Source organism: Mycobacterium sp. 2YAF39 (assembly GCF_052114565.1).
Taxonomy (GTDB): domain Bacteria; phylum Actinomycetota; class Actinomycetes; order Mycobacteriales; family Mycobacteriaceae; genus Mycobacterium.
Map to the genome: position 1 here is coordinate 45,205 of NZ_JBFREZ010000002.1, position 12,975 is coordinate 58,179.

The window sequence follows — 12,975 nt, forward strand, 5'->3', positions numbered from 1 at the left end:
CTACTGGAACAACCTGATCGGATTGACCAGGTCAGCGGTGACGGTCAGCAGCATGTAGCCCACGACCACGAACAAGATGACGTAGGTGGCAGGCATCAGCTTGAGGTAGTTGACGGGCGCCGCGGCCACCTTGCCGCGCGCCGACCGAATCATATTGCGGATCTTCTCGAATACCGCAACCGCGATGTGGCCGCCGTCGAACGGCAGCAGCGGAACGAGGTTGAGCGCGCCGAGGACGAAGTTGAGCTGGGCCAGGAAGAACCAGAACGCCACCCACAGCCCCGCCTCGACGGTGTCGCCGCCGATGATGCTGGCGCCGACCACGCTGATCGGTGTCTCGGGATCACGCTCTCCACCGCCGATCGAGTGCACCAGGGCACCGACCTTCGTCGGGATCTTGGCCAGCGATTTGCCCAGTTCGACGGTCAGGTCGCCGGTGAACGCGAAGGTAGCTGGTACCGCAGACAACGGGTTGTACTGCGTCGGCCCGAAGTGAGCGGCGGCGATACCGATGGCGCCGACGGTCGACGGCTGGTCACCCTCGCCCGTGAAGCGTTGCGTTCTGGTGACGTCGACGACCGCGCTGCTGACTTGCCCGTCACGCTCGTAGACGACGGTGGTCGGGCCGGATGCCTCCTGAAGGGCCTTCCGGGCTTCGTCGAAGGTGGAGACGGAGGTGTCACCGACCTTGACAATCACATCGCCCGCGCGGATTCCGGCTTCTGCGGCCGGGCCGGGTCCAGTGCAGTCGGCGACCTGGTCCTTGCTGATTTGCGCAGCGACACAACCTGTTTCGCCGACGAGCGCCTGGGTCGGCGGGTGCAGGTTGGGCAGACCCCAGATGACCGCGATGGCGTAGACCAGCACCAGGCCGACAACGAAGTTCATGGCGGGACCGGCGGCGAGCACGGCGACGCGCTTCCACGTCTTCTGCCGGTACATCGCGTAGCGCTCGTCCTCGGGCGCGATTTCGTCGATCGAGGTCATACCCGCGATGTCGCAGAAACCTCCGAGCGGGACGGCCTTGACTCCGTACTCGGTTGAACCCAGCTTGTTCGGTCGGTGCGTCGACCACACGGTGGGGCCGAAGCCGACGAAGTAGCGACGCACCTTCATTCCCGTGGCGCGCGCCACCCACATGTGGCCGCATTCGTGCAGTGCCACCGACAGGAGGATGCACAACGCGAAGGCGATGATGCCGAGCACGAACATCATGTGGTGAGTAGTCCTTTTCTTGAAGTCTCCTTCTCGACTTCGCGCTTTGCCCGCTCGCGGGCCCAGCGCTGTGCGTCGAGTACGTCTTCCACGGTAGCGGGTTCGGCGGCCCACTGGTCGGCAGCGCGCAGGACCTCGGCGATTGTCCGCACAATGGCGGGAAATCGGATAGTTCCCTCGAGGAAGGCGGCGGCTGTTTCCTCGTTCGCTGCGTTGTACACGGCGGTGAGGCAGCCTCCTCGCTGGCCTGCCTGTCGCGCGAGGTCGACGGCCGGAAACACCTCGGCGTCCAGCGGCTGGAACTGCCAGGTCGAGGCCGTGCTGAAGTCGCATGCCTGCGCCGCCGCGGGTACGCGTGCCGGCCAGCCCAGTGCCAGCGCGATCGGCAGCTTCATATCGGGCGGGCTGGCCTGGGCCAGCGTCGAGCCGTCGGTGAACGTGACCATCGAATGAACAATCGACTGCGGATGGACGACCACCTCGATGCGGTCGTAGTCGACGCCGAACAGCAGGTGTGTCTCGATGAGTTCCAGGCCCTTGTTGACCAGCGTGGCCGAGTTGAGGGTGTTCATCGGGCCCATCGACCAGGTGGGATGCTTCCCCGCCTGTTCGGGGGTGACGGAGTCGAGGTCGGCGGCCGACCAGCCGAGGAACGGGCCGCCCGACGCGGTGAGCACGATTTTCGCGACTTCGTCTCCGGTGCCGCCGCGCAGGCACTGTGCCATCGCGGAGTGTTCGGAGTCGACGGGGACGATCTGCCCGGGCGCAGCGGCCTTGAGCACCAGCGGACCGCCCGCGACCAGCGATTCCTTGTTGGCCAGCGCGAGCCGGGCGCCGCCTGCAAGGGCCGCGAGCGTGGGTTTGAGCCCCAGTGCGCCCACGAGCGCGTTCAGAACGACGTCGACGCCTTTCGTCTCGCAGGCGGTCTCGACCAGGTGGGTGACGGCGTCGGGGCCCGCATAGGTGACGTCACCGACCTGCGCGGCCGCGTCGGCGTCGGCCACCGCGACATTCGTCACGCCTGTCTCGGCACGCTGTTTGGCGAGCAGGTCCGGATTGCCACCGCCGGCCGCCAGCCCGACCACCTCGAAGCGGTCCGGATTGGCGGCGATGACCTCCAGCGCCTGGGTGCCTATGGAGCCGGTGCTGCCGAGGATCAGCACACGCAATCGATCACTCACCGACCCATTGTCGCGCAGCGGGCACACCCGGCGCGAATGTGACGCAAGTGTGACGCAGGGCATCCGAACCGCGGAGCGCTCCGAATCCCCTTCGTTGGAACCGCAAGGGCGGCGACGCATGTCGTCCATGACATAGATGGGGTAGTGATGAGGACAGTTCACCGAAAGGCAATCGCCTCGGCAGGACTCGCCGCGCTGGCGGTTTTCGGGATTTCCGCATGTTCGAGCAATTCGTCCACCGAGGCCTCGAGCACCTCCGCGACGAGCTCGGCGCCGGCAATGTCGGGCTCGGCGCCGGCGATGACAGCTGAGGCTCCGCCTGCCACCACCGCGAAAGCCGACCCTGCCGCCGATCTCGTGGGTACCGGCTGCGCCGCCTACGCCGAAAAGGTTCCCAGCGGTCCGGGCTCCGTGTCCGGGATGGCACAGGATCCGGTCGCCGTCGCGGCGTCGAACAACCCCATGCTCACGACGCTCACGTCGGCGCTCTCCGGCAAGCTGAACCCCAACGTCAACCTCGTTGAGACCCTGAACAGCAATCCCGGCCTCACCGTGTTCGCACCCACCGATGACGCGTTCGCCAAGATCGACGCGGCGACGCTGGAGAAGCTCAAGACCGATTCGGATCTGCTGACCAGCATCCTGACCTATCACGTCGTCGAGGGGCAGGCCAGTCCCGCCGCCGTGGTCGGTGACCACAAGACGATGGAGGGCGGCTCCGTAGCGGTGACCGGTGCCGGTCCCGACCTCAAATTCAACGACGCGGGCCTCGTCTGCGGCGGCGTGAAGACCGCCAACGCGACGGTCTACATGATCGACACCGTGTTGATGCCGCCGGCCAAGCCTGCGCCTTAGCACCGCTGCAACGAGTTCCGCACGAGGCGGTCCGGCAATTCGCCGGGCCGCCTCGTCGCTTGTGCGCTGATTACCAATCAATGACGCTGCCGCACAATGGCGTCCGACCCGGCCTACGCTACGAAGTACAGACATGACGACACTGATAGCCATCGGCTTCCTCGGCGGGCTGATCACCGGCATCTCGCCGTGCATCCTGCCGGTGCTGCCCGTCATCTTCTTCTCCGGCACACAGAGCGGTCGACCCACCGAGACCGACGGGTCCGGCGCCCTCGCTACGAAAGTCGCGCCCCGCCATTTGTCGGAAACCCTTCGGCCGTACCGAGTCATCGCCGGACTCGTGCTGAGCTTCAGCGTCGTCACCCTGCTGGGTTCGACCCTGCTGTCGCTGCTGCATCTCCCCCAGGACGCGATCCGCTGGGTGGCGCTCGTCGCTTTGGTGGCCATCGGCCTCGGGCTGATCTTCCCTTCGGTCGAGGCGCTGTTGGAGAAGCCGTTCTCCAAGTTGCCGCAAAAGCAGTTCGGTTCCGGGCAAAGCGGTTTCGGACTCGGGTTGGCATTGGGCGTGCTGTATGTGCCGTGCGCAGGCCCGGTGCTGGCCGCCATCGTCGTCGCGGGCGCAACCGGAACCATCGGGCTGGAGACGGTCGCGCTGACGCTGTCCTTCACGGTGGGCGCGGCCCTGCCGCTGTTGTTCTTCGCGTTGGCGGGGCAACGGGTGGCCGAGCGTGTCGCCGCGTTCCGGCGCAGGCAGCGCACGATCCGCGTCGCCGCAGGCGTCGTCACGATCCTGCTGGCCGTCGCGCTGGTGTTCAACCTGCCCGCCGTTCTGCAACGGGCGATCCCCGACTACACCTCCGCACTGCAGGAGCGGGTCGGCGGCGAAGACCAACTGCGTGAGAAGCTCAATCTCGGCGGCCTCGTCAACGACCAGAACGCCGCGCTGTCGAACTGCTCGAACGGGGCACCCGAACTGGAGAGCTGCGGTACCGCGCCCGACATCAAGGGCATCACGGAGTGGCTCAACACTCCCGGAAATGCGCCCGTCGACCTCAAGTCGTTGCGCGGCAAGGTCATTCTCATCGACTTCTGGGCGTACTCATGCATCAACTGCCAGCGCGCGATCCCGCATGTCGTGGGTTGGTATGACGCCTACCGCGACAAGGGCTTCGAGGTCATCGGTATTCACACGCCCGAGTACGCGTTCGAGAAGGTCGAGTCCAACGTCGTGAGCGGCGCCAAGGACCTCGGCATCACCTACCCGATCGCCATGGACAACTCGTATTCGACGTGGACCAACTACCGCAACCGGTACTGGCCCGCCGAATATCTCATCGACCAGCAGGGCACGGTGCGGCACATCAAATTCGGCGAAGGCGACTACGACGTCACCGAAAACCTGATCCGGCAACTCCTTTCCGAGGACGGCAGCGGACTCCCGCCGGCCATCGACGCACCCGACACCACACCCACCTCCGCACTCACCCCGGAGACGTACTTCAGCGTCGGCAAGGTGGTCAACTACGCGGGTCTCGGCGACTACGACGAGGGCACCCGAATCTTCGCGCTCCCCAAACAGCTTGCCGCCGACAGCTTCGCGCTACGCGGCACGTGGACGCTCGACTATCAAGGTGTCACCGCCGCCAACGACGACAACGCCATCGCGCTGAACTACCACGCGCGCAACGTCTATCTGGTTGTCGGCGGCACAGGAAAGGTAACGGTGACGCGCGACGGTACGACGACGACCATTCCGGTCAGCGGTCCCCCGAACATGCGTCAGATCGTCGCCGATGACCAGGACGGAGCCGGAAACGTGGAGGTCTCGTTGTCCAAAGGGCTGCAGGTGTTTTCGTTCACCTACGGGTGATGACGGTGAATCGCTCAGGTGGCGCGGAAGGTCATCGCGTCGCCGTTCATGCAATAGCGCAGACCGGTGGGCTGTGGGCCGTCGTCGAAGACGTGGCCGAGGTGTCCGCCACAACGACTGCAGAGCACCTCGGTGCGCGACATGCCCAGGGTGCCGTCGGACTGCTCGATGACCGCTCCGGAGAGCGGCTGCCAGAAGCTGGGCCACCCGGTGCCGCTGTCGAACTTGGTGTCCGACGAGAACAGGTCCTGCTCGCACCCGGCGCAGGCGAAAACACCTTGCCCGTGCTCGTCATCGAGCGGACTGCTGAACGGTGTCTCGGTGCCCGCCTGCCGCAGAATGTCGTACTGCTCGGGCGTGAGCAGTTGCCTCCACTCGGCGTCGGAATGCGTGACCTCGAAGGTCACATCGGGGCTCGCCTCCGCCGAACGCGTGCATGCGCCCACTGCGAGCACGCCGACTGAAGCCACGCCAACGGTGACCAGGAATCGCCTTCTCGTCACATCCATCAGGACCTCGATCCTAGTCCTAATGTTGTTGCGGCTGAATCGCTGTCACAGTTCCGTAAGGAAGGGTCGGGGCGAGAGTCGCTACCCTTGGAGGGTGACGACATCCAGGGCGGCAGGCCGGCTGATCGCCGTCGTTGCGCTGCTCGTGACGGTTGCCGTATCGGTGGCGTGCAGCGGGCCAGGACCATCGCCGAGTGCCGCCGCATCGGTGACGATCCCCGGGCCCACGGTGGACGAACCCGCGGGTGCACCCGGCGCGAGCGAGACCGCGGTGCTGGCCGGCGGCTGCTTCTGGGGTGTGCAGGGCGTCTACCAGCGAGTCAGAGGCGTTTCGCAGGCGATGTCCGGCTACGCAGGCGGTGACGGGTCGACCGCACAGTACGAAACCGTCGGGACCGGCACCACGGGTCACGCCGAGTCGGTGCGCATCACCTACGACCCCAGCCAGGTGACCTTCGGTCAGCTGCTTCACGTCTTCTTCTCCGTCGTTCACGACCCGACCGAGTTGGACCGCCAGGGCCCCGACGTCGGCTCCCAGTACCGTTCGGCGATCTTCCCGCAGAACGATGAGCAGCGAAAGATCGCCGACGCCTACATCGCACAGCTGAATGCCGCCAAGGTCTTCGATGCACCGGTGGTCACGCGGACCGACGCCGACAAGGGATTCTTCCCAGCCGAGGCCTACCACCAGGATTATCTGGATCTGAACCCGACCGCGTCGTACATCGCCATCAACGACATGCCCAAGATCGACGCGCTCAAGCAGACGTTCCCCGACCTGTACCGCGATCAGCCCGTCTTGGTGAATCCGCAGACCAGCTGACCCATACCGGTCTGATTTACAAGGGTTTTCGTTTCACATGCGGCTGACGACCCATCCGCATCGCGTCGGGCTCCGAATACCGGGTGGAAGTGATGTTAGGCGGCACCCGTCGCCCCCGACGAAAGGACGCGAATTCATGCATGCAAAAAAGACCTTGGGGGTTGGCTTCGCCGCAGTAGCCGCTCTCGGACTGTCCCTCGGCTCGGCGACCACCGCCCAGGCCGAAATGGTGGGAACGGGTTGTTCGGCCTACGCGCAGCAGGTGCCGACCGGACCCGGATCCGTCCAGGGCATGGCGATGGATCCCGTCGCGGTGGCCGCGTCGAACAATCCGATGCTGACGACGCTGACCAAAGCGATTTCCGGACAATTGAATCCGCAGGTGAACCTCGTCGACACGCTCAACGGCGGCCAGTTCACGGTGTTCGCTCCCACCGATGACGCCTTCGCCAAGCTGGATCCGGCGACCATCGAGAAGCTGAAGACCGACGCTCCCCTTCTGAACAGCATCCTCACCTACCACGTGGTGCCCGGGCAGACCGCGCCCGCACAGGTCGTCGGTACGCACAAGACGGTGCAGGGTGCCGACGTAACGGTCACCGGCATGGGCAACGATATAAAGGTCAACGACGCGTCCGTGGTCTGTGGTGGTGTGCAGACAGCCAACGCCACGGTTTACATGATCGACACCGTCCTGATGCCGCCGGCGAATTAGCCTGCGGCACAACCGAACAGGAAAGCAGCCCGCGCTACCCCCATGCCGGGCTGCTTTCCCTTTGTGTCAGCGCGATATGGCGGCCGACGGGTCCACGGTCGCCTCGATCTTCTGGATCAGTCCGTCGCGCAGCGTGAGCACCAGGACCGCGAACAGCCGGCGCTCTGAGAACGCCAGCAGTACCGGCTGGCCTGCCGGCCCACTGACCAGGGTGGCGCCCTGACCGAGGTAGCGCAGCAGATTGACCGCGACATCGCGCGGCCCGTGGTTGACCTGAGGCGGCGGAGTCCCGTCACCCAGGAGGGTGCCGACACCCCATACGGACGGATCCAGCACCGCCGTCAATTCCCGTAAATCGCCGTTGGCGCATGCCGTGATGAACTTCTCGGCGACCAGCTGATGTTCGGCATCACTGACTTCGGTGACGCGTGTGGAGGCGTCGGAGAACTTCGCGCGAGCCCGACGGGCCAGTTGCCTGCACGTGCCCGCAGGTCTGCCGACGGTCTCGGCGATCTCGTCGAACGGCATCTGAAAAATGTCGTGAAGCACGAACGCGACGCGCTCACCGGGACTCAGCCGTCGCAGCACCTCCAAAAGGGCGGTGCGTACTTCGTCGTCGAGGGTGACCCGGTCGGCGGGCTCCAGTTCCGGTGAGACGGCGACGCGCAGTTCTGTCGCCTCGTCGGCGGATTCGTGCCGAACACGTGCAGAGCGCATCTGGTCGAGGCACAGCCGCCCGGTGACCACGGTCAGCCACGCGCGCGTGTCCTCGATCTCCGCCACGTCCGTCCGCGCCAGGCGCGTGAACGCCTCCTGTACGACGTCCTCGGCTTCGCCGACGTCCCCGAGCATCTGGTAGGCCAGATTCACCAGGTATGGGCGATGACTGCGCCATGCGGCATCGACAGTCGCGGAACTATTCATGAATCAAAGACGAAACACGACGGCGAAAAGTCACGACCACGCTGTGTAACTTTCCCAGACCCGGCCCCGTCTTTTCTGTCATGAACGCAATTCTCGTCACGGGCGCCACGGGAAACGTCGGCCGTCCACTCGTCACGCATCTCATCAATGCCGGAGTCGAGGTGCGTGCGGTGACCCGCCGTCCCGACGCCGCCGCATTTCCCGCCGGTGTGCGGACCGTCGATTCGGCCGAAGCCGGGCTCGACGGCGCGTCTGCGGTCTTCCTCAACTCTCGAGCGCTCGGCGACGAAATGGAGGCGGTGGTGAGATCGGCGCGGTTGGCAGGCGTCACCCGGCTTGTCGCACTCTCCGCGATCAACGCCGACGACGACTTCTCGCGACAACCGTCGCGATTCCGCGGCGACCGCAACCTCGAGGTCGAACAGCTCGCCGTCAGCTCAGGACTCGAGTGGGTGAGCCTGCGGCCGACGGTGTTCGTCACCAACTTCTTCGGCATGTGGGCACCTCAGATCCGGGCCGGCGACATCGTCACGGGCCCGTACGCGACGGCATCGACGGCCCCGATCGCCGACCGGGACGTCTCCGCTGTCGCCGCACACGCTCTTCTCACCGATGAGCTTGTCGGACAGCGGATTCCGCTCACCGGACCGCAGGCGCTGACCAATGCGGAGTTGGTCGATGTCATCGGCCACACACTGGACCGCCGACTGACCTACCACGAGGTCCCGGCCGACCTCGTACGACAGAACTTCGCCGACGCGGGATTTCCGAGCCCGTTCGCCGACGCCTACCTCGCGCTGCTGTCCGCGACGGTAGCGAAGCCGGCGCTGGTGACGGACCGCGTGGAGAAGATCCTCGGGCGTCCCGCGCAGTCGTTCGCCGACGCGGTGTCGGCGAATCACCATCTGTTCGACCAAAGGAGAACGCATGTCTGATCATCGTCCGCCGCGCTATCTCAAGCCGATGAACCGGCTGGTGAAGGCCATTGCGAAGCTCGGCATTCCCGCAGGTCCGTCCCAGATTCTGACGGTACCCGGCCGCAGGTCGGGCAAGCCGCGCAGCACACCCATGACTCCGTTCGACCACGAGGGCGGTCTCTACACCGTCGCGGGCTATCCGGGTGCGGACTGGGCCGCCAACGCCCGCGCCGCCGGGGCCGGAACACTCACCAGGGGACGTCGATCCCGACGCGTCAAGATCGTCGAACTGAGTCCGGCCGATGCGGGCCCGGTGCTGCGCAGCTTCGCCGTCGAGGTACCGGTGGGCGTCGGCTTCGCCAAGCGCTCAGGACTGGTGCGCGAGGGCACACCGGACGAATTCGAGGCGCTTGCAGGCCAACTCGCGGTTTTCCGCTTCGACCCGGCCTGCTGACAGCAGTCCGGCCTCACTCGCCTTCGAGCTGCTGGTAGAGGCGGTACATGTCGAGCTGGCCGCGGTGGGTGACCAGCATGTCGCCCTGAAAGCGGTCGATGTGGATCCCGGATATCGACACCTTGGCCCCGGTTGGCGCGATACCCCGGAACTCGCCTGTATGCGTCCCGACGAACCGGCACCGGGACACCCCGTGCGAACCATCGACAAGAACTTCGTCGAGTTCATGACGGGCGTCGGGGAAAGCGGTGACGAACTCCTGCAGGCGGCCCAGCCACTCGTCCCATCCGACCGCCCCGCCACCGTCGACCTCGACGACCACCCGTGGGGACACCACCGACTCGAGCGTCGACCAATCCTGCCGATCGATCGCCGCGTACAGGCAGCGCACGAGGTCGCGGACCTCGCCACCTTCAAAACTCATGCCTACCGCACCTTTCCGATGATGTCCTCGGCGAACCGCTCGATGGGTTCGCGGTAGCGCTCGATGTCGGTTCCCGGCATTTCGATTCCGCCCCACGGGCTGCACATCACCGCCGTGATGCCGATGTCCTCGGCGCGCTTGTACAGATCCGGCGTCGGCGGCTCCAGGAGCGCAAGCATGATGTCGAACGGCTCACTGTCTCTTCCGTATTCGCGCCGGAACGCCCGGACTCTCTGCACGTACGATTCCGCCTCGTCCCATCCGTACGCATAACCGACCCAACCGTCGCAGAGTTTGGCGGCACGTCGCAGCGCCGCATCCGACTCCCCGCCGCAGTGGATGGGCACGGGTGCCTCCGGATGAGGTTCGATCATCATCTCGGGCACCTGGTAATGCTCCCCGTCCCACGAGACCCAGCCTCCACCCCACAGCGCGCGCAACGCCGGGATCATCTCGTTGAGCCGCTTACCGCGCGTCGTGAAGTCCTGGCCCAGAAGTTCGTACTCCTCGCGCATCCACCCGACGCCGACCGCGAGCGACACCCGCCCCTCGGACAGCACCGCAGCGGTGGCTACCTGCTTGGCCACCTCCAACAACGGGCGCGCCGGTGCGATGTACACGGCGTTGGAGAAGCGCAGCCGACTCGTCACCGCCGCCATCGCACCGATCTGCACCCAGCAGTCCGGCCACGGCGTCTCGGGTGGCCAGGGCGGCTTGCCACTGGGGTGGTCCGGATACGGCGAGGAGAGATTGCGGGGATAGACGAGGTGGTCGGCGGACACCATGCCGTCGTAGCCCGCCTCGTCGAGCATCCTGGCCACGGGCACGATTTCTGACGTTTTCATGAACGGGGTGCCCGACCAGAACTGCATCCTGTTTCTCTACAGGGAAATTCGGGCAGCATCAATGGCATGCCCACACTGATGTGGTTTCGGCGCGATCTGCGGCTGGCCGACCTGCCCGCTCTGCTGGACGCCGCGGCGTCCGACGGCGAGGTGCTCGCCTGCTACGTTCTGGACCCGCGGCTGAAGGCATCGGCGGGACAGCGCCGACTGCAGTACCTCTACGACGCCCTGCGGGATCTGGATGAGCGCCTCGACGGCAGGCTGCAGGTGACCCGCGGACGTCCCGAGAAGCGAATTCCGGCCCTGGCCAAGGCGATCGGCGCCTCGTCGGTGCATGTGTCCACGGACTACACGCCGTTCGGCCGGCGGCGCGACGACTCGGTGCGTGATGCACTTGGCGACATCCCCCTTGAAGCCAGCGGATCGCCCTACCTGGTATCGCCCGGACGGGTCACCAAGGACGACGGCACGCCGTACAAGGTGTTCACCCCGTTCTACGCCGCCTGGCAGAAGCACGGTTGGCGGTCCCCGGCATCGACCGACCCGAAATCCGCGAAGTGGATCGACCCCAAGGACGTCCCCGGCGGAGTGGCGATCCCCGATCTCGGGGTCGAGCTGGAGCTGCCCGCAGGCGAGGCCGCGGCCAGGCGCCAGTGGAAGTCGTTCGTAGGCAAGCAACTCGACGGCTACGCCGACGATCGCAACCGGCCGGACCTGCCGGCGACCAGCCGGATGTCGGCGCACCTGAAGTTCGGCACCATCCATCCCCGCACCATGGCCGCCGACCTCGGCAAGGGCACCGGGGCGCAGGCCTACCTGCGGGAGCTTGCCTTCCGCGACTTCTATGCCGCGGTGCTCAACGAATGGCCCGACAGCGCGTGGTGGAACTGGAACAAATCGTTCGACAAGATCGCGGTCGACGACGACGAGAACGCTCTCGCGATGTTCGACGCGTGGAAGGCCGGCCGCACCGGGTTTCCGATCGTCGACGCCGGCATGCGGCAGCTGGCCGAAACGGGTTTCATGCACAACCGCGTACGCATGATCGTGGCGTCTTTCCTCGTCAAGGACCTACACCTGCCCTGGCAGTGGGGCGCGCGCTGGTTCCTCGACCAGCTGGTCGACGGCGATATGGCGAACAATCAGCACGGCTGGCAGTGGGCGGCGGGGTGCGGCACCGACGCCGCCCCGTATTTCCGGGTGTTCAACCCGACGACCCAGGGCGAGAAGTTCGATCCCGACGGCGAATACGTCCGCCGGTGGGTGCCCGAAATCGACGATGACGAGTACCCCGACCCGATGGTCGACCACAAGGCCGAACGCGCCGAGGCGCTTCGCCGCTACGGCGAGATCACTTGACGATCTGGCCGCCGTCCACCGGTAACGCCACCCCGGTGACGAACCGGCCCGATGTGCCGCACAGGTACACCATTGTGTCGCTGATGACCTCCGGCTCGACCGGCGGACTGTCCAGCAGCGGCTGCTGCGACGGACTGAAGGACGGGTGCTGCCCCGCCCATTCGGCCATCGCCTCGTTGTAGATCATCGGCGTCGCCACACCACCGGGATGCACCGTGTTGACACGAATGTCCTTCTCGGCCAGCGCTATTGCGAAATGACGCATCACCCCGATCACACCGTGCTTGGCGGCGGTGTAACCCGCTGCGCCATGGCTGGCCGTGCCGAAGTCGACGGTGACCGGTCTGAACCCGGCAGCCGAGCTGGTGATCACGATGGCCCCGCCGTCTCCGTGCGACAGCATGGCGGGCAGCGCGGCCACGATCGTGAAATAGACACCGTTGAGCATCACGTTCACCGCATCGACGAACGCCGCGATCTGGCTGCCCTGCTCACCCGCCGCAGGCAATATCCCCGCATTGGCGAGCACGAAGTCGATCCGGCCGAATTCGTCCACACCCTTGGCCACGGCGGCCTTGAGGCCCTCGAGATCGCGGACATCGACGTGCTCGGCCACGATCCGGCGCCCCGTCTTCTCGACCAGGTTCACCGTCTCGTCGAGATCCTCGGGTGTCGCCATCGGATAAGCGACGGTGTCGATCTGGTCGCACAGATCCACCGCGATGACGTCGGCCCCTTCTTCGGCGAACCGCACGGCGTGCGCGCGGCCCTGACCTCGCGCCGCGCCGGTGACGAAGACGACTTTTCCCGCGAACTGGTTGGCCATGACGCATGACCCTACGGCCGCTCGCAGCACCCCGAAAAGGCGCGTATGCCAGAATATC

The 12,975-nt window shown here is 65.9% G+C and carries 14 protein-coding genes; 7 read left to right on the forward strand and 7 right to left on the reverse strand.

Going from position 1 to position 12,975, the window contains the following annotated elements; translation table 11 throughout:
* Positions 1-1,215 (reverse strand): M50 family metallopeptidase, encoded by a 1,215-nt coding sequence (locus AB4Z42_RS05670; RefSeq protein ID WP_442008173.1) that lies wholly within the window; start codon positions 1,213-1,215, stop codon positions 1-3.
* Positions 1,212-2,378 carry a 1-deoxy-D-xylulose-5-phosphate reductoisomerase gene (gene dxr / locus AB4Z42_RS05675; protein ID WP_442008839.1) on the reverse strand — a complete coding sequence of 389 codons (1,167 nt, stop codon included), beginning with the start codon at positions 2,376-2,378 and terminating at the stop codon, positions 1,212-1,214. The genes AB4Z42_RS05670 and dxr overlap by 4 nt, the downstream gene beginning before the upstream one ends.
* Positions 2,379-2,543: 165 nt before the next feature.
* On the opposite strand from dxr, the gene AB4Z42_RS05680 reads away from it, so the two are divergent.
* Positions 2,544-3,251: a fasciclin domain-containing protein gene (locus AB4Z42_RS05680; protein ID WP_442008174.1), complete on the forward strand. Its 708-nt coding sequence runs from the start codon at positions 2,544-2,546 to the stop codon at positions 3,249-3,251.
* 133 nt (positions 3,252-3,384) lie between these two features.
* A complete protein-coding gene (locus tag AB4Z42_RS05685; RefSeq protein WP_442008175.1) occupies positions 3,385-5,121 on the forward strand; it encodes a cytochrome c biogenesis protein DipZ in 1,737 nt (578 codons plus the stop codon).
* A 14-nt stretch (positions 5,122-5,135) separates the two neighbouring features.
* On the opposite strand, the gene msrB is transcribed toward AB4Z42_RS05685, so the two are convergent.
* A complete protein-coding gene (gene msrB / locus AB4Z42_RS05690; RefSeq protein WP_442008176.1) occupies positions 5,136-5,630 on the reverse strand; it encodes a peptide-methionine (R)-S-oxide reductase MsrB in 495 nt (164 codons plus the stop codon).
* Between the two features lie 94 nt (positions 5,631-5,724).
* Between msrB and msrA the strand changes: the two genes are divergently transcribed.
* Both msrA and AB4Z42_RS05700 read left to right on the forward strand, forming a co-directional pair.
* Complete coding sequence (msrA, locus tag AB4Z42_RS05695) at positions 5,725-6,453, forward strand: peptide-methionine (S)-S-oxide reductase MsrA (RefSeq protein ID WP_442008177.1); 729 nt, start codon at positions 5,725-5,727, stop codon at positions 6,451-6,453.
* 136 nt (positions 6,454-6,589) lie between these two features.
* Entirely contained in the window at positions 6,590-7,168 is a 579-nt protein-coding gene (locus tag AB4Z42_RS05700) for a fasciclin domain-containing protein (RefSeq protein WP_442008178.1), read from the forward strand.
* A 66-nt stretch (positions 7,169-7,234) separates the two neighbouring features.
* Here the strand turns inward: AB4Z42_RS05700 and sigI are convergent, their stop codons facing one another.
* Positions 7,235-8,092: an RNA polymerase sigma factor SigI gene (sigI, locus tag AB4Z42_RS05705; protein ID WP_442008179.1), complete on the reverse strand. Its 858-nt coding sequence runs from the start codon at positions 8,090-8,092 to the stop codon at positions 7,235-7,237.
* 80 nt (positions 8,093-8,172) lie between these two features.
* Here sigI and AB4Z42_RS05710 point away from each other — a divergent pair, with 80 nt between their 5' ends.
* Together AB4Z42_RS05710 and AB4Z42_RS05715 are read left to right on the forward strand one after the other, a co-directional pair.
* On the forward strand, positions 8,173-9,027 hold the full coding sequence (locus AB4Z42_RS05710) for an NAD(P)H-binding protein (protein WP_442008180.1): 855 nt from the start codon (positions 8,173-8,175) through the stop codon (positions 9,025-9,027).
* The gene (locus tag AB4Z42_RS05715; RefSeq protein ID WP_442008181.1) at positions 9,020-9,463 is read left to right on the forward strand and encodes a nitroreductase family deazaflavin-dependent oxidoreductase; all 444 of its coding nucleotides are present in this window, start codon (positions 9,020-9,022) and stop codon (positions 9,461-9,463) included. Before AB4Z42_RS05710 ends, AB4Z42_RS05715 begins: the two co-directional genes overlap by 8 nt.
* Positions 9,464-9,476: 13 nt before the next feature.
* Here AB4Z42_RS05715 and AB4Z42_RS05720 read toward each other — a convergent pair whose 3' ends face one another.
* Both AB4Z42_RS05720 and AB4Z42_RS05725 read right to left on the reverse strand, forming a co-directional pair.
* Positions 9,477-9,887, reverse strand: coding sequence for an ester cyclase (locus AB4Z42_RS05720; protein ID WP_442008182.1), 411 nt, complete (start codon positions 9,885-9,887; stop codon positions 9,477-9,479).
* Positions 9,888-9,889: 2 nt separating this feature from the next.
* Positions 9,890-10,759: a TIGR03619 family F420-dependent LLM class oxidoreductase gene (locus AB4Z42_RS05725; RefSeq protein ID WP_442008183.1), complete on the reverse strand. Its 870-nt coding sequence runs from the start codon at positions 10,757-10,759 to the stop codon at positions 9,890-9,892.
* A 39-nt stretch (positions 10,760-10,798) separates the two neighbouring features.
* On the opposite strand from AB4Z42_RS05725, the gene AB4Z42_RS05730 reads away from it, so the two are divergent.
* Entirely contained in the window at positions 10,799-12,091 is a 1,293-nt protein-coding gene (locus AB4Z42_RS05730; protein WP_442008184.1) for a cryptochrome/photolyase family protein, read from the forward strand.
* On the opposite strand, the gene AB4Z42_RS05735 is transcribed toward AB4Z42_RS05730, so the two are convergent.
* Positions 12,084-12,917 (reverse strand): mycofactocin-coupled SDR family oxidoreductase, encoded by an 834-nt coding sequence (locus tag AB4Z42_RS05735; protein WP_442008185.1) that lies wholly within the window; start codon positions 12,915-12,917, stop codon positions 12,084-12,086. The two genes, AB4Z42_RS05730 and AB4Z42_RS05735, sit on opposite strands and share 8 nt — an antisense overlap.
* Between the last annotated feature and the right edge of the window lie 58 nt (positions 12,918-12,975).

Coding starts and splice junctions, on each gene's coding strand:
- AB4Z42_RS05735 (WP_442008185.1), bottom strand. CDS start 12,917: ATGGCCAACCAGTTCGCGGGAAAAGTCGTCTTCGTCACCGGCGCGGCG.
- AB4Z42_RS05680 (WP_442008174.1), top strand. CDS start 2,544: ATGAGGACAGTTCACCGAAAGGCAATCGCCTCGGCAGGACTCGCCGCG.
- sigI (WP_442008179.1), bottom strand. CDS start 8,092: ATGAATAGTTCCGCGACTGTCGATGCCGCATGGCGCAGTCATCGCCCA.
- AB4Z42_RS05670 (WP_442008173.1), bottom strand. CDS start 1,215: ATGATGTTCGTGCTCGGCATCATCGCCTTCGCGTTGTGCATCCTCCTG.
- AB4Z42_RS05725 (WP_442008183.1), bottom strand. CDS start 10,759: ATGCAGTTCTGGTCGGGCACCCCGTTCATGAAAACGTCAGAAATCGTG.
- AB4Z42_RS05710 (WP_442008180.1), top strand. CDS start 8,173: ATGAACGCAATTCTCGTCACGGGCGCCACGGGAAACGTCGGCCGTCCA.
- AB4Z42_RS05685 (WP_442008175.1), top strand. CDS start 3,385: ATGACGACACTGATAGCCATCGGCTTCCTCGGCGGGCTGATCACCGGC.
- msrB (WP_442008176.1), bottom strand. CDS start 5,630: ATGGATGTGACGAGAAGGCGATTCCTGGTCACCGTTGGCGTGGCTTCA.
- AB4Z42_RS05715 (WP_442008181.1), top strand. CDS start 9,020: ATGTCTGATCATCGTCCGCCGCGCTATCTCAAGCCGATGAACCGGCTG.
- AB4Z42_RS05730 (WP_442008184.1), top strand. CDS start 10,799: ATGCCCACACTGATGTGGTTTCGGCGCGATCTGCGGCTGGCCGACCTG.
- AB4Z42_RS05720 (WP_442008182.1), bottom strand. CDS start 9,887: ATGAGTTTTGAAGGTGGCGAGGTCCGCGACCTCGTGCGCTGCCTGTAC.
- AB4Z42_RS05700 (WP_442008178.1), top strand. CDS start 6,590: ATGCATGCAAAAAAGACCTTGGGGGTTGGCTTCGCCGCAGTAGCCGCT.